The sequence below is a fragment of the Streptosporangium sp. NPDC051023 genome, assembly GCF_040689595.1.
Classification (GTDB): domain Bacteria; phylum Actinomycetota; class Actinomycetes; order Streptosporangiales; family Streptosporangiaceae; genus Streptosporangium.
Genome location: NZ_JBFBCE010000089.1, coordinates 18434 through 40255, shown reverse-complemented (window position 1 = coordinate 40255; position 21822 = coordinate 18434). Strand labels below are relative to the sequence as shown.

General features: G+C 69.0%; 24 protein-coding genes. 9 read left to right on the top strand and 15 right to left on the bottom strand.

Features of this window, described 5'->3' with window-relative positions; genetic code table 11:
- Positions 1–108 precede the first annotated feature (108 nt).
- Positions 109–501 carry a CoA transferase gene (locus tag AB0395_RS38945; protein WP_366290262.1) on the bottom strand — a complete coding sequence of 131 codons (393 nt, stop codon included), beginning with the start codon at positions 499–501 and terminating at the stop codon, positions 109–111.
- A gap of 45 nt (positions 502–546) precedes the next feature.
- The gene (locus AB0395_RS38940) at positions 547–1857 is read right to left on the bottom strand and encodes an MFS transporter (RefSeq protein WP_366290259.1); all 1311 of its coding nucleotides are present in this window, start codon (positions 1855–1857) and stop codon (positions 547–549) included.
- 274 nt (positions 1858–2131) lie between these two features.
- On the opposite strand from AB0395_RS38940, the gene AB0395_RS38935 reads away from it, so the two are divergent.
- From AB0395_RS38935 to AB0395_RS38925, 3 genes are all read left to right on the top strand, one after another.
- A complete protein-coding gene (locus tag AB0395_RS38935) occupies positions 2132–2869 on the top strand; it encodes a FadR/GntR family transcriptional regulator (protein ID WP_366290256.1) in 738 nt (245 codons plus the stop codon).
- Between the two features lie 174 nt (positions 2870–3043).
- Positions 3044–3739 (top strand): isochorismatase family protein, encoded by a 696-nt coding sequence (locus AB0395_RS38930; protein ID WP_366290253.1) that lies wholly within the window; start codon positions 3044–3046, stop codon positions 3737–3739.
- 349 nt (positions 3740–4088) lie between these two features.
- Positions 4089–4922 (top strand): HAMP domain-containing sensor histidine kinase, encoded by an 834-nt coding sequence (locus AB0395_RS38925; protein ID WP_366290250.1) that lies wholly within the window; start codon positions 4089–4091, stop codon positions 4920–4922.
- 27 nt (positions 4923–4949) lie between these two features.
- Here the strand turns inward: AB0395_RS38925 and AB0395_RS38920 are convergent, their stop codons facing one another.
- Together AB0395_RS38920 and AB0395_RS38915 are read right to left on the bottom strand one after the other, a co-directional pair.
- A complete protein-coding gene (locus tag AB0395_RS38920) occupies positions 4950–6257 on the bottom strand; it encodes an MmgE/PrpD family protein (RefSeq protein WP_366290247.1) in 1308 nt (435 codons plus the stop codon).
- Positions 6254–7156: an NAD(P)-dependent oxidoreductase gene (locus tag AB0395_RS38915; RefSeq protein ID WP_366290244.1), complete on the bottom strand. Its 903-nt coding sequence runs from the start codon at positions 7154–7156 to the stop codon at positions 6254–6256. Before AB0395_RS38915 ends, AB0395_RS38920 begins: the two co-directional genes overlap by 4 nt.
- 178 nt (positions 7157–7334) lie before the next feature.
- Here AB0395_RS38915 and AB0395_RS38910 point away from each other — a divergent pair, with 178 nt between their 5' ends.
- From AB0395_RS38910 to AB0395_RS38900, 3 genes are read left to right on the top strand one after another with little or no spacing between them, the layout of a single operon-like run.
- Positions 7335–8438 carry a Re/Si-specific NAD(P)(+) transhydrogenase subunit alpha gene (locus AB0395_RS38910; RefSeq protein ID WP_366290241.1) on the top strand — a complete coding sequence of 368 codons (1104 nt, stop codon included), beginning with the start codon at positions 7335–7337 and terminating at the stop codon, positions 8436–8438.
- Positions 8435–8788 carry an NAD(P) transhydrogenase subunit alpha gene (locus tag AB0395_RS38905; RefSeq protein WP_366290238.1) on the top strand — a complete coding sequence of 118 codons (354 nt, stop codon included), beginning with the start codon at positions 8435–8437 and terminating at the stop codon, positions 8786–8788. Before AB0395_RS38910 ends, AB0395_RS38905 begins: the two co-directional genes overlap by 4 nt.
- A complete protein-coding gene (locus tag AB0395_RS38900) occupies positions 8788–9759 on the top strand; it encodes an NAD(P)(+) transhydrogenase (Re/Si-specific) subunit beta (RefSeq protein ID WP_366290235.1) in 972 nt (323 codons plus the stop codon). The genes AB0395_RS38905 and AB0395_RS38900 overlap by 1 nt, the downstream gene beginning before the upstream one ends.
- Positions 9760–9864: 105 nt before the next feature.
- On the opposite strand, the gene AB0395_RS38895 is transcribed toward AB0395_RS38900, so the two are convergent.
- Both AB0395_RS38895 and AB0395_RS38890 read right to left on the bottom strand, forming a co-directional pair.
- Positions 9865–10101 carry a DUF397 domain-containing protein gene (locus AB0395_RS38895; RefSeq protein WP_366290232.1) on the bottom strand — a complete coding sequence of 79 codons (237 nt, stop codon included), beginning with the start codon at positions 10099–10101 and terminating at the stop codon, positions 9865–9867.
- Between the two features lie 7 nt (positions 10102–10108).
- Positions 10109–10444: a Scr1 family TA system antitoxin-like transcriptional regulator gene (locus tag AB0395_RS38890; protein WP_366290265.1), complete on the bottom strand. Its 336-nt coding sequence runs from the start codon at positions 10442–10444 to the stop codon at positions 10109–10111.
- 141 nt (positions 10445–10585) lie between these two features.
- Between AB0395_RS38890 and AB0395_RS38885 the strand changes: the two genes are divergently transcribed.
- Both AB0395_RS38885 and AB0395_RS38880 read left to right on the top strand, forming a co-directional pair.
- A complete protein-coding gene (locus AB0395_RS38885) occupies positions 10586–11404 on the top strand; it encodes an alpha/beta hydrolase (RefSeq protein ID WP_366290229.1) in 819 nt (272 codons plus the stop codon).
- 190 nt (positions 11405–11594) lie between these two features.
- The gene (locus tag AB0395_RS38880; protein WP_366290226.1) at positions 11595–12962 is read left to right on the top strand and encodes an MFS transporter; all 1368 of its coding nucleotides are present in this window, start codon (positions 11595–11597) and stop codon (positions 12960–12962) included.
- A 262-nt stretch (positions 12963–13224) separates the two neighbouring features.
- Here the strand turns inward: AB0395_RS38880 and purE are convergent, their stop codons facing one another.
- Complete coding sequence (gene purE / locus AB0395_RS38875; protein WP_366290223.1) at positions 13225–13728, bottom strand: 5-(carboxyamino)imidazole ribonucleotide mutase; 504 nt, start codon at positions 13726–13728, stop codon at positions 13225–13227.
- A gap of 64 nt (positions 13729–13792) precedes the next feature.
- Complete coding sequence (locus AB0395_RS38870; RefSeq protein WP_366290220.1) at positions 13793–14950, bottom strand: 5-(carboxyamino)imidazole ribonucleotide synthase; 1158 nt, start codon at positions 14948–14950, stop codon at positions 13793–13795.
- A 343-nt stretch (positions 14951–15293) separates the two neighbouring features.
- On the opposite strand from AB0395_RS38870, the gene AB0395_RS38865 reads away from it, so the two are divergent.
- Positions 15294–15782: a GtrA family protein gene (locus AB0395_RS38865; protein ID WP_366290217.1), complete on the top strand. Its 489-nt coding sequence runs from the start codon at positions 15294–15296 to the stop codon at positions 15780–15782.
- Between the two features lie 45 nt (positions 15783–15827).
- Here the strand turns inward: AB0395_RS38865 and AB0395_RS38860 are convergent, their stop codons facing one another.
- The 7 genes from AB0395_RS38860 to AB0395_RS38830 form a co-directional block, all read right to left on the bottom strand.
- Positions 15828–17105, bottom strand: a complete 1278-nt coding sequence (locus tag AB0395_RS38860) for an ATP-binding protein (RefSeq protein ID WP_366290214.1) — start codon at positions 17103–17105, stop codon at positions 15828–15830.
- 3 nt (positions 17106–17108) lie between these two features.
- The gene (locus AB0395_RS38855; RefSeq protein ID WP_012888073.1) at positions 17109–17777 is read right to left on the bottom strand and encodes a response regulator transcription factor; all 669 of its coding nucleotides are present in this window, start codon (positions 17775–17777) and stop codon (positions 17109–17111) included.
- A 261-nt stretch (positions 17778–18038) separates the two neighbouring features.
- Positions 18039–18521 carry a bacterioferritin gene (bfr, locus tag AB0395_RS38850; protein ID WP_366290210.1) on the bottom strand — a complete coding sequence of 161 codons (483 nt, stop codon included), beginning with the start codon at positions 18519–18521 and terminating at the stop codon, positions 18039–18041.
- A 15-nt stretch (positions 18522–18536) separates the two neighbouring features.
- On the bottom strand, positions 18537–18716 hold the full coding sequence (locus AB0395_RS38845) for a (2Fe-2S)-binding protein (protein ID WP_366290207.1): 180 nt from the start codon (positions 18714–18716) through the stop codon (positions 18537–18539).
- A 232-nt stretch (positions 18717–18948) separates the two neighbouring features.
- Positions 18949–19566 (bottom strand): MBL fold metallo-hydrolase, encoded by a 618-nt coding sequence (locus AB0395_RS38840; protein ID WP_366290205.1) that lies wholly within the window; start codon positions 19564–19566, stop codon positions 18949–18951.
- On the bottom strand, positions 19563–20648 hold the full coding sequence (locus AB0395_RS38835; RefSeq protein ID WP_366290203.1) for an S-(hydroxymethyl)mycothiol dehydrogenase: 1086 nt from the start codon (positions 20646–20648) through the stop codon (positions 19563–19565). Before AB0395_RS38835 ends, AB0395_RS38840 begins: the two co-directional genes overlap by 4 nt.
- A gap of 87 nt (positions 20649–20735) precedes the next feature.
- Positions 20736–21713, bottom strand: coding sequence for an adenylate/guanylate cyclase domain-containing protein (locus AB0395_RS38830; protein ID WP_366290200.1), 978 nt, complete (start codon positions 21711–21713; stop codon positions 20736–20738).
- Between the last annotated feature and the right edge of the window lie 109 nt (positions 21714–21822).

Sequence of the window (21822 nt, the reverse complement as noted above, 5' to 3'; positions counted from 1 at the left end):
CTCGTAGGGGAGGGTTCGGGGTTGGGCTTTTGCCGCTTATCCCGATACGCGGCAAACGCCCTTCGCCGTATCAAGCGCCCTTCGTGCTGCCACGTGTTCTTCGCGGTGTCAGGACAACCGATCGGTCACCCGCACCATGCCGTCCTTGACCCGCTGCGGGGCGTCGCACAGGGTGGCGACATCGCTGACCGGCGTCTCGTCCGCCTCCGGCCCATCCAGGCCGAACCCCGACATGGCGCAGGAGATGAGGCGCGGGGACTCTGCCCTGAGGCTCACAGGTCCGATGTCGGGGAAGTCGAGCTTGCCGGGGTTGAGGTTCCCCATGAACACGTCGGAGCCGCCGATCAGGGTGCGCAGCGTGGCGTCGTCGCCGATACCGAGGCGTTCGACCTTGACCACGTCGGCACCCGGATCCGCCAGGTGCATGGAGGGGGCTGGTCCTGTGTACGAGGTCGTCATGTCAACGATCCGGAGCCCGCTGAGCGGCCCATCCGCTGACATCAGCCCATCCTCGCTTTCAGAACATATCGGTATTTATCGTGTCGATTAAGGGACGGTCGCCGCTCCGGGCGTCCCCTCGACCGCCGAAGTCCGGATCTGGCTGATGTCGTCCTTGTAGGACTCCCTGGCCGTGAACACCGCGATGAACGACAGGGCGGAGGGGATGAGCATGTAGAGCGCCAGCGGCCACGTGTCATTGGCCCAGGCGAACAGTGCCGCCGAGACGAACGGCACCGGCCCGCTCCAGACCATGCTTCCGATCTGGTAGCTGATCGCCGAACCGCTGTAGCGCAGCCGCGTCTCGAACAGCTCGGACAGGAAGCTCGCCATCGGCGCGTAGGTCAGCGCGTGCACGACCGGGATCGCGATCACCATCGCCACCATGATCGCGAACGGGTTCCCGGTGTTGAGCAGCCAGAAGAACGGGAACGCCTCCAGCATCGCGATCACGGCCCCTATGAGCAGCAGGGGCCTGCGGCCGTACCGGTCGGACAGGATCGCGACGAGCGGGATGGTGAAGATCTGTATCGCCGCGGCGATGCAGACCGTGAGCAGCATGGTCCCCTGGCCGACCCCCTGGCGCACGCCGTAGCTCAGCGCGAACACCGTGGGCATGTAGAACGGGATGCTGTTGGCGGCCATCGCGAGGATGCCGATGAGCACCGGCTTGCCCGCCCGGCGCACCACCTCGCCCGCCGGGAACTTCGCCTCAAGCCCGCGCTCCTGGACCCGCTGGAAGGCCGGTGATTCGGAGATCTGCACCCGGATGTACACGCCGACGGCGACCAGGACGGCACTCGCGAGGAACGGCAGGCGCCATCCCCAGCTCATCATCGCGTCCTTCGGGAGCAGCCCGACAAGGAAGAAGGCCCCGTTGGCCAGGATCAGCCCGACCGGCACGCCGCACAGCGGCCAGCTGGCGTAGAAAGCCCGCTTGCCGGGCGGCGCGTGCTCGGCCGCCATCAGCACCGCGCCACTCCACTCGCCGCCGATCGCCACCCCCTGCATGAGACGGGCCAGGACCAGGAGAATCGGCGCCCAGATGCCGACCTGCGGGTAGGTCGGCAGCAGGCCGACCACCGCCGTCCCGATGCCCATGAGCAGAAGGCTGAACACCAGCACGGTCTTGCGACCGAGGCGGTCGCCGAAATGACCGAAGATCACTCCGCCGAGCGGGCGTGCCGCGAAACCGACTCCGAAGGCGGCGAACGAGGCGAGCGTGCCGGCCAGCGGATCCAGCGCGGGAAAGAAGAGCGTGCTGAAGACCAGCGCCGATGCCGTGCCGAAGATGTACATGTCGAAGAACTCGATACAGGTTCCGATGAAGCTCGCGAAGGCGATCTTGTGTATCGGCACGCTAGGAGACGGGGCGTGAGTGGCCATGCTGCCACCCTCCTAAGAGACGCGTTCGTACTGTTCCGAGAAAGGTAGGTTATTTTCCCCAGCTGTACAAGGTCCAACTTTTGCAGATTGGGGCGAAGTCCTCACGATGCACCTGTAGCGATCTAGTGGTCTCGCAAGCTACTGGGCAGCCTGTTTCGCGGATCGCAGCAAGTAAGACCAGGTGCGATTTGTTGGACAATAGGCGTATACTGCATTGGTATCATCGGGACGGGGTGGGGACTACATCGTGGCTGACCTCCGGGACACCAGGACTCGCGTGATCGGTCAGAAGGTGCTCCGACCAAGGGAGCAGGTCGAGGAGCGCGTCCGGCTGAAGATCCTCTCCGGCGAGCTCAAGAGCGGCGACCTACTCCCACCCGAGGCCGAGTTGGCCAGACAGTTCAGCGTCAGCAGGACGACCCTGAGAGAGGCGCTGCGGTCGCTCACGACGCAGGGACTGATCTACAAGGTCCCGGGGTCCCGCGGCGGCAACTTCGTGAAGTCGGTGGACCACCACTCACTCGGCTCGGTGGTCATCGACTCGGTCCACAACCTGCTCAAGCTCGGCAGCATCGACTTCACCGAGGTCGCCGAGGTGCGACAGTACCTTGAGGTCCCCGCCGTACGGCTGGCGGCGACGAACCGCACCGAGGAGGACCTCGAACGCCTCCGGGACATCGAGCGGCGACAGAAGGCGGCCTCGGTCGACGATCCCGAGGTGCCCAAGCTCGACGAGCAGTTCCACTCGCTGATCGCCCAGGCGTCGGGAAACCGGGTGCTCGCCTCCTTCGTCGCGGCACTGCACCACGAGACCGAGCCGGTTCACTACCTGGACCTCTCCCCCGAGGTCGGCCGGGCGACGGTGCGGCAGCACACGGCCATCGTGAACGCGATCGCCGCCCAGGACCCGGACGCGGCCGAGGTGGCGATCGTCGATCATCTGACCTACCTCCGCAGCCATCTCGCCGCCCACGTGGGCGCCTGAGGGACCGGCACACCGACCGCCCGGAACGACGACGGTCGTTGACAGGGCGAGTTCTACCGGCCTAATGTCGGACATATGCCACACGGGCTATGAGTGGACACCGCATTGGTGCCTCAGCTGGCCTCGCGATGCCTCGCTCTGGTCCGTTCGTTGGCCGGTAATGAGGAGGAAGAAGTGAGTTCACCGAGCAAGCCGTGGGCCGGGGTCATCTCCGAGGAGGACCTCGCCAGCTTCGGCCGGGAGTTCGACAACCAGGACCGTCCTTTGCGGGCCGGCGTACGTCCCGCGGTTGTGGTGGTCGACATGACGAGAGCGTTCGTCGACTCGGCCTATCCGACCGGCTGGAGCCCGACAGGCTACCCCGCCGTGAACGCGATCGCCCGCCTGCTGGGGGTGGCCAGGGAATCCGAGCTGCCCGTCTTCTTCACCAAGGCCTACCCTGAGCCCGACCACCGCCCGCGGCCCGTCGAGCGCGGGCGCTGGAAGCTGAACGCCGCCCCGGAGCCCCTCCCCGAGGGGACGCCTCCGGGAGACGTGATCGCCGACGAGATCACCCCGCTGCCCGATGAGATCGTCATCAGCAAGGGGAGCAAGCCGAGCGCGTTCTTCGGCACGCCGCTCGCCTCCTACCTCGTGCACGCCGGGTGTGACACGGTCATCGTCACCGGCATGACGACCAGCGGATGCGTGCGGGCGACCGTGCTGGACGCTTTCCAGTACAACTTCAACGTCGTCATCCCGTTCGAGTGCTCCGCCGACCGGAGCCAGATCTCGCACAAGGTCAACCTGTTCGACATGCACATGAAATACGCGGACGTGGTCAGCCTGGAGGAGACGATCGAGTACCTCCAGAAGCTGCGGGTCGGGTAGGCGCCGAAGCCCAGGCTTCGGCCCCACCCGGTGAGGGGTGGTTCCTACGTGGGACACCGCCGCGCGCCGCTCCGAGTACGACCAGGTTCCGGTGGCGTGCGGTGGCCGTCGTCCCGGGGAATTCGTCCCACCGGACGCCGATCGGCCCGGTGGCGCTTCGCAGGAAGCCGACGGGCTGTCCCGCCCACCGCCCGGACGCCCCTGCGGACTCTCCGATGCCGCCCTGGCCGCCGGACCGGTCGTCTCCTCACCGCCCCTGCCGCCGGAACCGTCCCTGCCGCCGCATCCTCCGCGTCGGCGCGGACACCGCAGCGTACAGACCGCACTCACCGAAGGAGGCTCCGAGCCCGTGGACGTCAATGATCTGGATGATCGCGCCACCGAGGCCACAGGCACAGACGAGATCGTCGTGCCCGCCCAGATGGCCTGCGTCGCTCCGGGACAGCTGGAGGACCTCCGCAGGAGAGTCGACAGGCTGCTCGTCCAGCAGCGGCAGTTCGTCTCCGACGCCTCACACGAACTGCTGACCCCGATCGCCGGGCTTCGAGCACAGCTGGAGGAGGCACGGTTACATCCTGACGCGACAGATCCGAAAGAGCTGATCGAGCGCGCACTGACGGACATCGACCGGCTCCAGACGATCGTCACCGACCTGCTCGTGCTGGCCAGGACGGGGACGAGCATCCCCGACGCGCTGACGCCGGTGGATCTGGCGGAACTGGTGCGGACAACGCCCTACCACCGTACGGGCGACGCTCTTGTGCTGCTGCGACTCGCCCCCGGAGTGACGGCCAATGTCGTCGACCATGAGATCCACCGGGCTTTCAGGAACCTCCTCGACAACGCGCAGCGCCACGCCAGGCACATGGTGCTGGTCGAGTTGCGCCGGAACGAGGACCACGCCGAGCTGGTCGTCACCGATGACGGAGACGGCATCCCCGAGGAGGACCGGAGGCGGGTCTTCGAGCGGTTCAGCAGGCTGGACAAGGCTCGCGCCCGCGCCCAGGGCGGAACCGGCCTGGGGCTCGCGATCGTGCGCGACATCGTCCACGCGCACGGCGGGACCATCGAGGTAGGAGAGGCCGAGGCGGGAGGCGCACGCTTCGTCCTGCGCCTCCCGTTGGCGGCCGGCCCCGCGCCCGACCGCCAACCCCTGGAGCGGCAGGCGTGCGAGGCCGTATGAGCGAGATGGCAGGCGGACCGCGGACCGCTAGCGGGCCACTCGCCACAGTTCGAGGAGCCGGGCCGGGTCACCGCCCTCGGACAGCGCGCCCGCGGCCCGGCACAGCGGGTCACCGGCCTCGCCGAGCAACTCGGCACAGCGGCGGCGGAAGTCCGCCAGGCCCCAGCCGCTCGTGTCGCCGTCGCCCGTGAGCACGAGCCTGCGACCGTCGGACAACGCGAGATGAACCCGCGCGGTGAGCTCCGGCAGGTCCGGGTCACCGATGACATCCACGGTCGTACCGGGGGGCAGCGCGAGATCGGGATGGAACGCTCGCACCGCCGCGATCGCGATCCCCTCCACGCTGGAGATGGAGTCCGTCGAGGCGTCACGCTGACCGCCGTATCCGGCGGCGAACGGTGCCAGCCGGACGGCGATCCGATCGATCGTCCCGCTGAGGGGTGACTGCCCGCCCAGCGCGTCGAAAATCGACTGGCCGTACATCGCCACGGGATACCGCTTGAACGTGACGCGGTGAACGGCGGGTTCTGGCACGGGCTCCCGCGTCTCCGCCTCGGCGGCGTCGCCGAACAGCGAGTACACACCGTGCGGCCCCGCGAGTGCTCCCGGCCCGCTCCGCAGGCCCGCCGAGGCGGCGAACACCGCCGACACACCCGCCTGTACGGCGAGCGCGGGCTGCAACCGCCAGCCGTCACCGCCGGTGGAGACGACTCCGAGCGGCCCTCCGGTCGCGGCCGAGGCCAGGCCGAGAGCGGCGCAGGCATCGTCGTCCGGCAGGTCCAGCACAAGCGCCATCGTGGCGGCCGCCGCCAGCGGTGCGATGACCGAGGTGACCCGCCAGCCTCGCCGCGACACTTCCGGCAACAGCCGCTCGGCGAGCAGGCAGGCGCACTCGTATCCGCCGACCACCGCGCGCAGCAACCGCGGGCCGTCCACGCCTCGCCCGGTCCGGTGCGCGGCGTGTTCCGCGGCCGCCAGCGCCACCGGCACCACGGCGAGGCCGGGATGCGCGGCGACGCGGAAAGAGTCGTCGGTGAGCCGCGCGTGCATCAGGTAGGCGTTGGCGACCACCGCGCCGGTGACATCCGCGGGGCGCGGCAGACCGCTGACCGTACACCCGCCGGGTGCGCCCGCCAGAGCCTCCGCGGCCGCACGGTGGCGTGGAGTCCGCGCGGACACCACCATCTCCGCGAGTGCCACGGCGAGGCACCCCGCCGCGCGGTCGAGTGTGACGCGTTCGGCGGCGTGCGCGCTGTCGCGGGCATGCCGCCACAGCTCGAGGCACGGATCCGCCATCGAGCCGTCGGCACCGTGAGCCGAGGAGCGGCCGCTCATCGTTCGCCCCGCTCCGCGGGCAACCCGGCCATCCGCTCGTACATCGTGGCGATGCGTGTGCAGTCCTGCTCGCCGTACCCCTGGTCGACGGCGAGCCGCCAGCAGTCCACCACCGCGCGCGCCAGGGGCGCGGGAACACCGAGTTCGGCGGCGAGGTCCGTGAAGAGCGTGACGTCTTTGAGCGCGCCCTCGACGGGGAAGCCGAAGTCGAAACGCCCGGTCAGGATGGAGTCAGGGAACTTCACCGCCGTGGCGGAGTTCCGGCCCGAGCTGACGTTCAGCACGTCGATCGCGACGTCAAGCGGGATTCCGGCCTTGCTCGTCAGGGCGGTGGCCTCGGAGGTCGCCGCCAGCGCCCCGAGGGCCAGCACATTGTTGGCCACCTTCATCGCCTGCGCCTGCCCCGGCTGCGATCCCACGTTCAGCACGCGCTCACCGATGACCTCGAACACCGGAGCGCAGCCGCTAACGGCGTCCGGTTCTCCGGAGACGATGATGGTGAGCGAACCCCGCTGTGCGCCTGCGGGACCGCCGCTCACCGGGGCGTCGACGAACGTCAGCCCCGCCGCGGCGAGCCGGTCGGCGGCCTCCCTCGTGGCGGCCGGGCCCGTCGTGGACGTGTTGATGACGGTGCTCGCGGGCCTGACCTGCGCGGAGGCCGACAGCTGCCCGCTGACCTGAAGCAGGGCCGTGGGGGTCGGCAGGCTCAGAAGCACCACTGTCGCCTCGCGCAGCAGCGTGTCGACACCGTCGTGGATCGTCACCTGGGGATGGTCACGGAAGGGCGCCGTCGCCTCCGGCAGGGGGTCGAGCAGGTGAGCCCGCCAGCCCCGTTCGACGAATCGCCACACCATCGGCGTCGCCATCCTGCCCACGCCGATGAACGCGATGTTCCGCATCGTCAACCACATCCTGCCAGGTAGTGTACAGAGAAACTACTGTTGAACATTTTATAGTGTCAACCTCCTTCCCCTAAGATCCAGGGGAAATGCCGAGCAGAGTAGCGGAGGAGTACGCGATATATATAATGTCGGACAATATTTGATCTGACTAGATTGGTTCATGTGGAGGTGATCCATGACACCGCGTCGCACGATCGTCGGAGTGCCGCGCGAGTCCGCGGCAGGTGAGCGGCGGGTCGCTCTGGTCCCTGAGGTGATCAAGAAACTCCTGCCGCTGGGCGTGGAGGTGGTCGTCGAGGCGGGAGCGGGCCATGGCGCGTTGATCGCCGACGAGCTGTTCGTCCAGGCGGGCGCCACGATCGGGGATCCATGGGCGGCCGAAATCGTGGTGAAGGTGGCACCGCCCACGGACGGCGAGGTGCGCCTGCTGAGGCCTGGCAGCACGTTGGCCGGGTTCCTCGCGCCGCTCACGTCACCGAAGACGATCGCGTCGCTGAGGGCGGCGGGGGTCCGGGCGTTCGCGATGGAGGCGATCCCGCGCATCTCCCGCGCGCAGTCCATGGACGCGCTCTCCTCACAGGCCAACGTCGCGGGATACAAGGCCGTGCTGCTGGCCGCTGAGCGGTCCACGCGGTTCTTCCCGATGCTCACCACCGCGGCGGGCACGGTGAAACCGGCCAGGGCTCTCGTGCTGGGCGCGGGTGTGGCGGGGCTGCAGGCGTTGGCCACGGCGAAACGGCTGGGCGCGCGGGTCACCGGCTACGACGTCCGGCCCGAGGTCGCCGACCAGGTGCGCTCGCTCGGGGCGCAGTGGCTCGACCTCGGCATCGAGGCGGCAGGCGAGGGCGGTTACGCCCGTGAGCTGACCGAGAGCGAGCGAGCGGAGCAGCAGGAGCGTCTGGAGGAGGCCATCACCGGCTTCGACGTCGTCATCACCACGGCGAACGTCCCGGGACGGAAGGCACCCACGCTGGTCACCGCCAAGGCCGTTGAAGGGATGCGGTCCGGCAGCGTGGTGGTGGACCTGGCCGGTGAGAGCGGCGGCAACTGCGAGCTCACGCGACCCGGCGAGGTCGTCGTGGTGCACGACGTCACCGTCGCGGCACCGCTGAACCTGGCCGCCACCATGCCGGAACACGCCTCCGAGCTCTACGCGCGCAACCTCCTGGCCCTGCTGGAACTGCTGCTCGACGAGAACGGCGCCGTCTCGCCCGACTGGGACGACGAGGTGCTGGCGAACTCCTGCGTGACCCGGAACGGCGCAGAGGGAGAGGAATGATGGACAGTGAACTACTGGCGAACCTCGCGATCCTGGTGCTGGCCGGGTTCGTCGGCTTCGCCGTCATCTCGAAGGTGCCCAACACCCTGCACACACCGCTGATGTCCGGCACCAACGCCATCCACGGAATCGTGCTGCTGGGTGGTCTGACCGTGCTGGGACGCCTGGAGAACCCCTCCGTGGTCGAACAGATCCTGCTGGTCGTGGCCGTCGTGTTCGGCGCGATCAACGTGATCGGCGGGTTCCTGGTGACCGATCGGATGCTGGGCATGTTCAAGACCAGGCCACAGGCGAGGCTGGGACGTTCGCCGTCGGCGGGAGAGTCCTCGTCCAATGGGAAGGGCAGCTGATGGACACGCTTCTGCCGATCCTCCACATCGCCGCGTTCGGGCTGTTCATCTACGGCCTCATGGGTCTCACCACCCCGAAGACGGCCGTGCGCGGCAACTGGCTCGCGGCAACCGGCATGACGCTCGCCGTGGTGGCCACGCTCACGCAGGTACGGCACAACTGGCCGCTGATCGCCGCCGACCTGGTGGTCCCGATCGGCGGCGCGGACATGCCCGTGGTCATCTCGCTGCTCAACGCCCTGACCGGTCTGTCGGCCGCGGCGGCGGGCCTCGCGCTGGAGAACACCGCGATGATCGTGGCCGGCATGATCGTCGGCGCGTCCGGCTCCATCCTGACCAACCTGATGGCCAAGGCCATGAACCGCTCGATCCCCGCGATCGTGGCCGGCGGGTTCGGTGGTGCGACCGCACTGCCGGGCGCGGACGACGGCGTCGATCGCACGGTGAAGGCCACCTCCGCCGCCGACGCGGCGATCCGGCTGGCCTACGCGCAGCAGGTGATCGTCGTCCCCGGGTACGGAATGGCCGTCGCGCAGGCGCAGCACGCCGTCAAGGACATGACGAAGCTGCTGGAGGCCAGGGGTGTTGAGGTCAAGTACGCCATCCACCCCGTCGCGGGACGGATGCCGGGCCACATGAACGTCCTGCTGGCCGAGGCGGACGTGTCCTACGACGCGCTCAAGGAGATGGACGACATCAACGACGAGTTCTCCCGCGCCGACGTCACGCTGGTGATCGGGGCGAACGACGTCACCAACCCGGCGGCGCGCACCGACCCGAGTTCCCCGATCCACGGAATGCCGATCCTCAACGTCGACGAGTCGAAGTCGGTGATCGTGCTGAAGCGCTCGATGAGCAGTGGCTTCGCCGGAATCGACAACCCGCTGTTCTACGCCGACAAGACCTCGATGCTCTTCGGAGACGCGAAGAGGAGCGTCATGGAGGTGACGGAGCAGATGAAGGCCCTGTAGACGAAGACCCCGTAGCGGAACGGCTCGGCGACGCCTTCACGGTGATCGCCGGTGGGAAGGTAGGCGTCTCCCCCCAAGGGGCGACGCCGGAGCCTCGCCCGTCCGTCAGTTGTCGAACTCGCCGAGCTTCACACCACCGACGAACGCGTCCCACTCGGAGCGGGTGAAGAACAGTTTCGGCCCATCGGGGTTCTTCGAGTCACGCAACACGTACAGGGACCCGAGACCCGCCTTGTGCCCGGTGCCCGGGGCGTCGATCACCGCCACCTCGACACAGTCGCCGTCGGTGTCACCGCTCACGACCGCCCTGCGCCAGACGGCCTCGCTCAGATCCACGTCCATGTCTTCATCACCTTCGCTGTGAGGTCGATGCTCGCCGCGTGGGCTGCGCCTCCGCGCTGAGCTCTACGTAACCCGTGCGGATCTCCGCCACGTCGCCGGGGCGGTCGGTGACGGTCCCCTCTGCGGCGGATTCCACGTACACAGTATCCGCCCCGCCCTCGATGCCGGCTATCACGAAACCTCCGCCCAGACCGGCCATGACGGTGATGTCTCCGGGCAGGATCCGAATGGAGACGCGGTCGCCCTCCATCGCCGTCAGCAGGGCGACGGGCTGGTCGCGCATGATCTTCCTGGCGCCGGGGTGCCGGTGGAGCACGCTCTCGTCGAGCACGCCCCGCAGCAGGGGACGGTGTCGTCCCGCACGCGGTTCTGACGCTCCAGCCCGGAATTACCTAATGGATGACTGATTCCGTGAACGGCGGTCTTCAATAGCGTTCTGATCAGCGGAAATGACCGCCCTTTCCGATGATTGAGGAGATATGCCATGCCGTACTTCGAGACCGCCGACGGCACCCGCCTCGCCTATGAGGAGTACGGCACCGGCGCGCCGATCGTTTTCGTCGCCAGCTGGGCGCTGAGCGCGGACATGTGGGAGTACCAGGTGCCGTTCTTCGTCGACCGGGGATACCGGTGCGTGCTTCTCGACAGGCGTGGGCACGGCCGCTCTGACCGTCCCTCCGGCGGCTACGACATGGACACCAGGGCCGACGACCTCGCCGCTCTGATCGAGCACCTCGACCTGCGGGAGATCACCCTGGTCGGTCACTCGGCCGGAGGCGCCGAGGTGGCCCGTTACCTGGCGAGGCACGGTGAGGAGCGGGTCGCGCGCGTCGCGTTCGTCTCCGCGGTGCTGCCGTTCCTGAAGCGGACGGACGACAATCCGGAGGGGGCGCCGGAGGTGGTCTGCGAGGCCTCGATCGCCCAGTTCCAGAGCGACCGGCCCAGCTGGTTCGCGCAGCGGGCGCAGGGGTTCTACGCCACGCACCTGGGCAACGACGTCTCGCCTGCGCTGGTCGACCTGACGATGCGGCAGTGCCTGGAGACCTCGCCGCGGGCGACGACCGAGGTGTGGCGGTCGACCTTCCACGCCGACCACAGGGAGGGGCTGCGTGCGATCACCGTCCCGACGCTGATCGTCCACGGTGCCGCCGACCAGTCCGCGCCCGTGGACATGACCGGCAGGCGCACCGCGCAGCTGGTGCCGGGCGGCGTCTACAAGGAGTACCCGACCGGTGGCCACGGCCTGTTCGTCACCCACAGGGAGCGGCTGAACGCCGACATCCTTGACCTGATCAAGGGCTGACGCCCCGTTCGGCGGGAAAAGCCGCCGGAGAAAATGGGAGGGCGGACGCCGGGGGGCGTTCGTATACTCCTCGCATGATCTGGCGACATTGATGAACGACCAGAGGTCGAAGCGGGACAGGATGCCGCGGCCCACCGGGCGCCACCGAGCACCCGGAGCCCCATCCCGTCTCGTCTCATGGAAAGACCTCATGATCGCACTGTCTCCGCGGACGCCCGGCGTCCGCGTGAAGCGGCTGACCCGAGCGCTCTACACCTATGCCGCTCTCGAGGACTTCGTCCTGCTCTATCCGGTCTACGCACTGCTGTTCGCCGACACCGGCCTGTCGGTGTCGGAGATCTCCTCCCTGTTCATCATCGGCGCCGTCTCCGGCATGCTGCTGGAGATCCCCTCCGGGGCGTGGGCCGACGCCGTCTCCCGTCGTCTGCTGCTGTCGATCGGCCCGCTGTTGTCGGCGGCGGGCTTCGCCCTGTGGTTCCTGGTCCCCTCCTACTGGTCGTTCGCGCTCGGGTTCGTGCTCTGGAGCGCCGGTTCCTCGCTCCGCTCGGGCTCGATGGAGGCCCTCGTCTACGAGGAACTCGACCATCTCGGTAACACCGAGCAGTACGTCACGGTGATGGGGCGTGTCCGTACCATCGGGCTGCTCGCGGTCGCGGCGGCCACCGCGGTGGCGACCCCGGTGCTCGCCGTCGGCGGTTATTTCGCGCTCGGTACGGCCAGCGTGCTGGCCTGCCTGCTGTGCTCACTCGCCGGGACGGCGCTGCCCGAACACCGCGCCGGGGCCAGGGCCGGGCGGCACGACGGCTCGGCCTCCGTATCCATGGACACCGCTTCCTCGGCTTCCCCGGCGAAGGAGGCCGCGATCTCGCGGGTGGAGGAAGCCGCGGACTCTCCGCCCAAGGAGAGCGGGGGTTGCCTGCCCGAGAGGGCCGGGGATGCCCTGCCCGAGGAGGCCGCGGGCCGCTACGCCGCCGTGTTGCGGGCGGGTCTGGCCGAGGTGCGGGACAACCGGCCGGTGCGCGGCGCACTGCTGCTGGTCGCGGTGGTGACCGCGGTCTGGGGCGGCCTTGAGGAGTACGTCCCGCTGCTGGCCGCCGCGACCGGCGTCTCCGAGGCGGTCGTGCCGTTGCTCGTGCTCATCGTCTGGGGAGGGGTGGCGGTCGGCGGCCTGCTGGCGGGGGTCGCCGGGCGGCTTCCGGTCAGGGTCTTCGCCGGGGTGCTCGCCGTGGCCGCGCTGACCATGGCCGCGGGCGCGCTGACGGAGCGGCCCGCGGGACTGGTGCTGGTCGGGGCGGGTTTCTGCGTCTTCCAGCTGTCGAGCGTGATCGCCGACGCCAGGCTGCAGGAGAGGATCACCGGGCCGAGCAGGGCCACGGTGACCTCGCTCGCGGGCATCGGCATGGACGCGGGCACGGTGCTGGTCTACGGCGTCTACGCCGCCGCCTCCCCCTTCGCCGGGCACGGCACGATCTTCGCCCTGTTCGCCGTGCCGTACCTCTGCGTCGCCGCCGCGATGGCGTACGGCGACCGTCGAGGAAGGCGGGCGGGTCCTCTATGAGAACGCTCCTGGGAAACGGGTCAGCGGGACGTCGTGGAACTCACGCTCGTTTCTGCGGCCCGGTGCCCGCCGCCTGCTCCCATGCTGCCGAACACCGCCAGCACCGCAACCGTCACTCCGAGGGCGCCGCGTATCGCGTTCCTCATGATCTCCGACCTCCAAAGCCTTCTGGAGGTCCCTTCCTTCCCCCGGCGCCCTCATGTATCCGCGATGCCGTCGAGTACCCGTTCCAGTTCCTCGGCGGAAACCCTTCGGGTACGGCTCAGCCGCCGAGGGCGGCGGCCTCGGCGCGGAGCTTGGCACCCTTGGCGTGGGCCTGCTCCTTGAGCGACACCTGGAAGCGCTCCATCTGCTCGCGCAGCCCCTCGTCGGAGGCGGCCAGGATCCGTACGGCCAGCAGCCCCGCGTTGCGGGCGCCGCCGACGGCGACGGTCGCGACCGGGACTCCGGCGGGCATCTGGACGATCGAGAGCAGGGAGTCCATGCCGTCGAGGTACTTCAGCGGCACCGGAACGCCGATCACCGGCAGGGGCGTCACCGAGGCGAGCATGCCGGGCAGGTGGGCCGCTCCCCCGGCCCCCGCGATGATCACCTTCAGGCCGCGGCCGGCCGCCTGCGCGCCGTAGGCGATCATCTCCTCGGGCATGCGGTGCGCGGAGACCACGTCGGCCTCGAAGGCCACCCCGAACTCGGCCAGCGCCTCGGCGGCGAGCTTCATCACCGGCCAGTCGGAGTCGCTGCCCATGACGATGCCGACGGTGGTCATGCGTTCTCCTCGCCTCGCGGCCCGGGGGCCGCGTTCGCAGTGGTGGGGTGCCGGGCGACGCCGGTCACGTGTAGACGCCCTCTGAGAGGTAGACGGCGGCGTGCCTGGCGCGGGCCCTGACCTCGTCCAGGTCGGTGCCGAAGGCGGTGACGTGGCCGATCTTGCGGCCGGGCCGTACTTCCTTGCCGTAGAAGTGGATCTTGACCCCCGGGTCGTGCGCCATCACGTGCTCGTAGCGGGAGAAGAGGTCCGGGTCGTCGCCGCCCAGGAGGTTGGCCATCACCACGACGGGAGCCGTCATCGAGGGCGAGCCGAGCGGGAGGTCGAGCACGGCGCGCAGGTGCTGCTCGAACTGGGAGGTGCGGGCGCCGTCGATGGTCCAGTGGCCGCTGTTGTGCGGGCGCATGGCCAGCTCGTTGACCACGAGCCCGGAGCGGGTCGCGAACATCTCCACGGCCAGCAGCCCGGTCACGCCGAGCTCGTTGGCGATCCGCAGGGCGATCCGCTGCGCCTCGGCGGCCTGCTCGGCGTCGAGGCCCGGGGCGGGGGCGAGCACCTCGACGCAGATGCCGTCGCGCTGGACGGTCTCGACGACCGGGTAGCTGACTCCCTGCCCGTGCGGCGATCTGGCGACCAGGACGGCCAGCTCGCGCTCGAACGGCACGAACGCCTCGGCCATCAGCGGCACCCCGGTGTCCAGCACCTCGGCGGCGTCGTCAGCGGACCGGCAGACCCAGACGCCCCGCCCGTCGTAACCGCCGCGCACGGCCTTGAGCACGACCGGCCAGCCGTTCTCCTCGGCGAACTCCACCACGTCCTCGGCGGAGGCGATCCGCCGCCACGACGGGCAGGGGGCGCCGATCGCGGTCAGCCGCTCGCGCATCACGGCCTTGTCCTGGGCGTGCACGAGCGCGTCGGCCCCGGGGTGTACGGCGAAGCCGTCCCCGGTCAGCGCGCGGATGTGCTCGGTCGGCACGTGCTCGTGGTCGAAGGTGATCGCGTCGCACCCCTTGGCGAAGTCGCGCAGAACCGCCAGGTCGCGGTAGTCGCCCAGGCGCGTGTCGGCGATCACCCGGGCCGCGCTCTCGTCGGGCGAGTTGGCCAGCACCCGCAGCTCGACTCCGAGGGCGATGGCCGCCTGCTGGGTCATCCGGGCCAGCTGGCCCGCTCCGATGACGCCGACGACGGGACCGATAGGACTGACCAGGGAAGAGCTGCTCACGTCGGTCGAGTTTACCGGCCCGCCGTACGGGAAACGGCAGGGGCCGGTCGCGGCGCCCGGCCGCCTCCGGGCGGGGTCCACCGGCTCCGGAGCGGAACAGGAAGGGATGGGATTTGCTTGAGTGCTCCCTGTGGCCTGCTGGGACGGAGTAACGTCAGATGCCTAGATTTATCTCCTTACATCCGATATTTCTATAAACATCACTAACTGACTGCTATGCAGAACATTTGGTCAACCGGTCCCCGGAGCGAGCGGGTGCACCGGTAACCTGACAGGACAGCATCCGAGGTCCCCCCGAGCGGCGGCGGCCCTCAGCCAACCCGGAAAGGACCGTGTGGGAGACGTGCGGTTTCTGCGACGTGCCTACGAGCAGCTCGTCGGCCTGATCCACGAGTTGGCGAAGTTCGGGACCATCGGAGCGATCGCCTTCGTCATCGACACCGGCGGTTTCAACCTCATCCAGTACGTCTTCCACCAGGGGCCGCTGACCTCCAAGGTCGCCGCCACGGTCATCGCGGCGACCGTGTCCTACCTGGGCAACCGCTTCTGGACCTTCAGACACCGCGAGCAGAGCGGCCTGGCCAGGGAGTACTTCCTGTTCTTCCTGCTCAACGGCATCGGTCTGCTCATCGGCCTGCTGTGCATCGGCTTCGCCCGATACACCCTGGAGCTGACCGACCCGCTGAGCATCAACATCGCCAACCTGGTCGGGGTCGGGCTGGGGACGCTCTTCCGGTTCTGGTCCTACAAGAAGTGGGTCTTCCTGGCCGTCGCGGAGGTCACCGAGGAGATCCCCAAGGAGCTTCCGAACGAGAGCACGCGAACCCTGTGACCCTCGGTCCACCGGCTCACGGGGATCCGCGCCCGATCCGCCCGGTCACGCGGGCCCGCTGACCACCCGCTTCCTGGTGGTGTCGTCGACCTGCCGCAGGAACAGCGCGAACGCCGCCGGGCGGGGGCGGACGAGCTCGAGTCGTCCGCCGTCCGCCGCGGCCAGCGCCCGCGCCAGGGTCAGCCCCAAACCGGTACCGCCCGCCCCGCTGACGTTCCGCTCGAAGATCCGCCCGGCCAGCTCGTCGGACACGCCCTGCCCCTCGTCCACGACCTCGATCACGATCGATCTGTCCTTGTCGCTGGTGGTCACCGTCACGGTGCCGCCACCGTGCTCCAGCGAGTTCTCCAGCAGGGTCGAGACCACCTGGCTGACGCCACCGCTGGTGCCCAGCGCCTGGAGGCCACGCGTGCCGTTCAGCTTCAGTTTCCGCCCCACCCTGCGGAAGGCCGGACCCCACTCGATGAACTGCTGATCCAGCACGTCGTCGAGCACAACCGCGTCCGCCTGGGCCTGCCGCTGCCGCCTGGCCGCCGCCAGCAGCTCATCGATCACCGCCGTAAGCCGCTCCGCCTGCACGATCGCGGCCTCGCCCTCCTCCTTGACGATCCCGGGCTCGTGCGCCGCCGCCACGATCTCCTCCAGCCGCATGGTCAGACCTGTGAGCGGGGTGCGGAGCTGGTGCGAGGCGTCGGTCGCGAACTCCCGCTCCCTGGCCAGCAGGTCCGAGATGCGGGTGGCGCTGCGGTCGAGCACCTCGGCGACCCGGTCGAGCTCCTGGATGCCGTAACGGTGTTTGCTCGGCCTGGCATCGCCGGAGCCGAGCCGCTCAGCGATCATCGCCAGGTCGCTGAGCGGAAGCGTGAGACGGCGTGATTGCACGATCGCGAGCCCGACCGCGACCGCGAGGGCCGCGGCGGCCAGCGCCAGGATGAGCAGGAGCCATGCCTTGACCTCCCGCTCCACCTGCGTCTTGTCCCGGCTGACCGCGACGTACACACCGTTCTCCGACTGGGCGTCCTGGGTCATCTTGCGACTGTCGGGAGGCTCGGTCCCCACCATCGTCACCTGGGGGGGAGTCCCTTTCGCGTAGACTTGGATGTACCGGTCGGGATACTTACGCTTGAGTTGTTCCGGATCGACGGGCTGATCCTGGATCCGGGCATACTCGACTTCCCCCAGCAGGCTTTTGGCCTGGGAGGACAGTTCCTGGGTCGCCTCTTCCTCGATCAGCCGGTTGACCGCAACACCCAGGGGGATGCCCAGCAGCAGCACCCCGATGACGGCGACGAGCAAGGTCGACGAGAGCAGGCGGCGGCGCATTCCCTACTCGCGTTCGAAGCGGAAGCCAACCCCTCGCACGGTCGTGATGTATCGCGGCTTGGCGGCGTCGTCGCCCAGCTTGCGGCGCAGCCACGAGATGTGCATGTCCAGGGTCTTGGTCGAACCCCACCAGTTGGTGTCCCACACCTCGCGCATGATCTGCTCGCGGGTGACCACCTTTCCGGCGTCGCGGACCAGGACCCGTAGCAGGTCGAACTCCTTGGTCGTCAGGTGCAGCTCCTTGTCGCCCATCCAGGCGCGACGGGAGTCGGCGTCGATCCGCACGCCCTGCACGACGGGCGTCTCCGAGGTGCCGCGTCGCAGCAGCGCGCGGACCCTGGCCAGGAGCTCGGCCAGCCTGAACGGCTTGGTGACGTAGTCATCGGCCCCCGCGTCGAGGCCGACGACGGTGTCGACCTCGTCGACGCGGGCGGTGAGGATGAGCACGGGCGTGCCGTGCCCCTCGGCGCGAATGCGCCTGGCAACCTCCAGGCCGTCCATCTCTGGCAGGCCCAGGTCAAGAACTATCAAGTCGATGCCACCCGACAGCGCCCGCTCCAGGGCCTGCGGGCCGTCGGGGCTCACCTCGACTTGATAGCCCTCGCGGCGCAGCGCACGCGCCAGCGGCTCGGAGATCGAGGTATCGTCCTCGGCGAGAAGTACACAGGTCATGTTGCGATCGTAGGACCTTAAGGGATCGTTTCCCGGGTACAGCGCGCGGTTTGACTCGTCATTGACCTATCCATTGACCTGGGCAAACACTGATAAATCCCGGATAGTCGTCCCGCAACGGCCGGGGGGCGCGCGGTAGCGCTCCCGCCTCGGAAGTGCCTGGAAACGACAGGCCGACCAAGGACCGTTATCCCTTTTAATGACAAAACAGAACACGCCCGGCCACAACGGGTACGGCGGGCGTGTTCGGGCCAATCAGGCTCAGGATGCCGACGGCGGCTCGGCGTAGCGAGCCAGGTAGAGCTGCTCGCCGAGGCTGCTGATGAGCCCCAGCTCGGTCTCCAGGTAGTCGATGTGGTGCTCCTCGTCCTCGAGGATCTCCTCGAAGATGCGGGCCGAGGTGGCGTCGCCCTTCTCACGCATGAAGATGATGGCGGGCCGCAGACGGGTGACGACCTCAAGCTCGACGTTCAGGTCGGCGCGGAGCTGCTCCTCGACGGTCTGACCGATGTGCAGCGTGCCCAGTCTCTGGTAGTTGGGCAGGCCTTCGAGAAAGAGGATCCGGTCGGTCAGCTTCTCCGCGTGGCGCATCTCGTCGATGGACTCTTCGCGGGTGTACTTCGCCAGTTTGGTATATCCCCAGTTCTCCTGCATCTTCGCGTGCAGGAAGTACTGGTTGATCGCGGTCAGCTCCGCCGTGAGCTGCTCGTTCAGCAATTCAATGATCTTCTTGTCGCCCTGCATGACGGGCTCCTCGTGCTATGCGGTCGGTAGCAAATCTTCAGACCGCTTCAGCATCGCACAGATCTTCCGCACGCAAGATGCACAGTCGCCGCCGGCGCCGGTCGCGTCGCGAACCTGGCGCGCGCTCCTCGCCCCTGCCGCGATGCAGTCGTGCACCTCATTCTCGGTGACGGCGCGGCAGACACAGACATACATGGCGGGGGGCGACCTCTCTTACTGAACATCGAATAGGTAAGGCACACCTAACGTAACTCATTCAGTAAGGCTTGCCTACGTGATGTGAGTCACACGGGCTTTGATTTCCTCCGCCGCCATTCCGGGAGTTTCACTCTCGCCTCACTGCTCCCACCTGCGTCTTCCCGCTCCGCACGGACCGCCTCGGGTCCCCCGCTCGCGGGCGGGGGACCCGGCGACGGTGTCCTGGGGCTCAGTGCCCCCGGGCCAGCCACTCCTGCAGGTGCGGGGCCTCCGCGCCGATCGTGGTCGAGTCGCCGTGCCCGGTGTGCACGACCGTGTCCCCCGGCAGGGGCAGCAGCCGTTCCCGGATCGACTCGATGATCGTCTCGAAGGAGGAGAAGGACCTGCCCGTCGCCCCGGGACCGCCGCTGAACAACGTGTCACCGGTGAAGACGGCGCCGATCCCGGGCGCGTGCAGGCAGACCGCGCCCGGCGCGTGACCGGGCGTGTGCAGCACGGTCAGCTCGACTCCGCCCGCGGTGAGCACCTCGCCGTCACGCAGCGGCGTGTACGGCAGGTCGGGGTAGACCATCTCCCACAGGACCTGGTCCGCGGGGTGGAGCAGGACCGGCGCGCCGACCAGGGCGGCGAGGTCGGCCGCCGCGTCGATGTGGTCGTTGTGCGCGTGGGTGCAGACGATCGCCCTGACCTCCCGGTCACCGACCCGCTCCGCGATGGCGGCCGCGTCGTGCGCCGCGTCGACGACCACGACCTCGCGCCCTGAGCCGACCAGCCAGACGTTGTTGTCGACCTCCCAGGTCCCGCCGTCCAGCGAGAACGTCCCCGAGGTGACGACCCTGTCGATCACAGGACCACCACCGAGCGGAGGACCTCCCCGCGGTGCATCTTGGCGAAGGCCTCCTCGACGTCGCCGAGCCCGATCGTCTCGGAGACGAAGCCGTCCAGGTTCAGCCGTCCCTGACGGTAGAGGTCGATGAGCATGGGGAAGTCACGGCTGGGCAGGCAGTCGCCGTACCAGGAGGACTTCAGCGCGCCGCCCCTGCCGAAGACGTCGAGCAGCGGCAGTTCGATCGTCATCTCCGGGGTCGGCACGCCCACGAGGACCACGGTCCCGGCCAGGTCGCGGGCGTAGAAGGCCTGCTTGTAGGTCTCGGGGCGGCCGACGGCCTCGATCACCACGTCGGCGCCGTTGCCGCCGGTGATCTCCCTGATCGCCTCGACCGGGTCGGTCTCGCGGGAGTTGATCGTGTGGGTTGCGCCGAACTCCCTGGCCCAGGCGAGCTTGCGGTCATCGATGTCGACCGCGATGACCTTGGTGGCGCCCGCCAGCCAGGCGCCGTGGACGGCCGCACCGCCGACGCCGCCGCAGCCGATGACGGCCACGCTGTCGCCCCTGGTCACGCCGCCGGTGTTGATCGCGGCGCCGATGCCCGCCATGACGCCGCAGCCGAGCAGGCCCGCGGCGGTCGGCGGGGCCGTCGGGTCGACCTTGGTGCACTGTCCCGCGGCGACCAGGGTCTTCTCGATGAAGGCGCCGATGCCCAGGGCCGGGCTGAGCGGCGTGCCGTCCTCCAGCGTCATCTTCTGGGTGGCGTTGTGGGTGTTGAAGCAGTACCACGGGCGGCCGCGCCGACAAGCCCGGCAGTCGCCGCAGACCGCCCGCCAGTTCAGGATCACGTAGTCGCCGGGGGCGACCTCGGTGACGCCCTCGCCGACGGCCTCGACCACTCCGGCGGCCTCGTGACCGAGCAGGAACGGGAAGTCGTCGTTGATCCCGCCCTCACGGTAGTGCAGGTCGGTGTGGCAGACGCCGCAGGCCTGGACGTTCACCACCGCCTCACCCGGGCCGGGGTCCGGCACGTGGATCGTCTCCAGGGAGACGGGCTCCCCCTTGCCTCGCGCGACCACGCCTTGCACGGTGTACGGCATATCCTGCACCTCGTCCTTGAGTCGGTTACCGGTTCATTTTTCCTGACGCGCCCCCACGTCAATGCCTATCAGGTCAGGCGCCGCCGGTCAGGCTCCGCGGAGCACGTACGGCTGGACCATTCCGAGCCCCCGCGCGGGACGGCGACGCATGCGGTGCACCCCGACTCCGGGAGACCCGGCGACGGCCTCGGCCAGTTCGCCGTCGGCGATGATCGTGCCGGGACGGGCGATGGCCGTCAACCGGGCCGCCAGGTTGACGGTGGTACCGAAGACGTCGCCCATCATCGGCACGACGGGACCGTAGGCGAGCCCGATCCGCACCTCGGGACCGTACCGGCGGATCGCGTCGACGAGCCCGAGCGCGATCGCCGCGGCCGTCCGCGGCTCCGCCGCGGTGAACAGCACCTCGTCGCCGAGCGTCTTGACCAGCCGTCCGCCGTGCGCGGCGACCACGTCGGAGGCGCGCGACTCGAACCCCTCGACCAGCTCGGCCAGGCCCCGCTCGTCAAGCTCGCGGGAGAGCTGGGTGAAGGAGACCAGATCGGCGAAGCCGACCGCGAGGGTCAGCCGGTTCGGTACGGCCTCCTCGGTGAGGTCGGTCGTGGCCAGCAGGCGGGTTCCCGCGGCGGCGAGTTGGGCACGCCAGACGTGGACCAGCACCTGCTCGAAGTCGGGCAGCAGCCTGCGGGAGGCCTCCAGGACCGCCGCGAGGTCGGCGTCCGTCGGCTGCCGCTCCCGGTCGAGCACGGCACCGATCATGATCTCGGCCTGCCACTGCGCGAGCCTGGCGGTCGTCTGGCCGATCGCCCTGGTCATCCTGATGACCGCCCGCTCGTCAAGCGGGCCGTCCGCCAGCATCGCCCTGACCCGCCCGAGCGCGGCCACGTCGGCGTCGGTGAAGGCCACCGCGTCGTCCGGCAACGTGGCGAAGCCGAGCGCCCGCCAGATCCGCTCGGTGAGCTCCTGCGGCACCTGCGCGAGCTCGGCCACCTCGATCCGGGTGTAGCGAGGCGACGTGCCGACGAAAAGGCGTTCGATCTGCTCGGCCGTCGGACGTCTCGCCACTTTTCCTCCGCCTGCTCTCCACTTCCCGCCCAGGAGGTTACGCCACCGTTCCCCTCCCGGCGGCCCTGTCGGCTCAGAAGATCGTGTTATGCGGACCGCCGCCCGGCGT

Excerpts from the sequence above, each read along its gene's own strand:
- AB0395_RS38910 (WP_366290241.1), top strand. The coding sequence starts at position 7,335 with ATGACACCGCGTCGCACGATCGTCGGAGTGCCGCGCGAGTCCGCGGCA.
- AB0395_RS38900 (WP_366290235.1), top strand. The coding sequence starts at position 8,788 with ATGGACACGCTTCTGCCGATCCTCCACATCGCCGCGTTCGGGCTGTTC.
- AB0395_RS38905 (WP_366290238.1), top strand. The coding sequence starts at position 8,435 with ATGATGGACAGTGAACTACTGGCGAACCTCGCGATCCTGGTGCTGGCC.
- bfr (WP_366290210.1), bottom strand. The coding sequence starts at position 18,521 with ATGCAGGGCGACAAGAAGATCATTGAATTGCTGAACGAGCAGCTCACG.
- AB0395_RS38885 (WP_366290229.1), top strand. The coding sequence starts at position 10,586 with ATGCCGTACTTCGAGACCGCCGACGGCACCCGCCTCGCCTATGAGGAG.
- AB0395_RS38845 (WP_366290207.1), bottom strand. The coding sequence starts at position 18,716 with ATGTATGTCTGTGTCTGCCGCGCCGTCACCGAGAATGAGGTGCACGAC.
- purE (WP_366290223.1), bottom strand. The coding sequence starts at position 13,728 with ATGACCACCGTCGGCATCGTCATGGGCAGCGACTCCGACTGGCCGGTG.
- AB0395_RS38855 (WP_012888073.1), bottom strand. The coding sequence starts at position 17,777 with ATGACCTGTGTACTTCTCGCCGAGGACGATACCTCGATCTCCGAGCCG.
- AB0395_RS38895 (WP_366290232.1), bottom strand. The coding sequence starts at position 10,101 with ATGGACGTGGATCTGAGCGAGGCCGTCTGGCGCAGGGCGGTCGTGAGC.
- AB0395_RS38915 (WP_366290244.1), bottom strand. The coding sequence starts at position 7,156 with ATGCGGAACATCGCGTTCATCGGCGTGGGCAGGATGGCGACGCCGATG.
- AB0395_RS38920 (WP_366290247.1), bottom strand. The coding sequence starts at position 6,257 with ATGAGCGGCCGCTCCTCGGCTCACGGTGCCGACGGCTCGATGGCGGAT.
- AB0395_RS38880 (WP_366290226.1), top strand. The coding sequence starts at position 11,595 with ATGATCGCACTGTCTCCGCGGACGCCCGGCGTCCGCGTGAAGCGGCTG.
- AB0395_RS38860 (WP_366290214.1), bottom strand. The coding sequence starts at position 17,105 with ATGCGCCGCCGCCTGCTCTCGTCGACCTTGCTCGTCGCCGTCATCGGG.
- AB0395_RS38835 (WP_366290203.1), bottom strand. The coding sequence starts at position 20,648 with ATGCCGTACACCGTGCAAGGCGTGGTCGCGCGAGGCAAGGGGGAGCCC.
- AB0395_RS38945 (WP_366290262.1), bottom strand. The coding sequence starts at position 501 with ATGTCAGCGGATGGGCCGCTCAGCGGGCTCCGGATCGTTGACATGACG.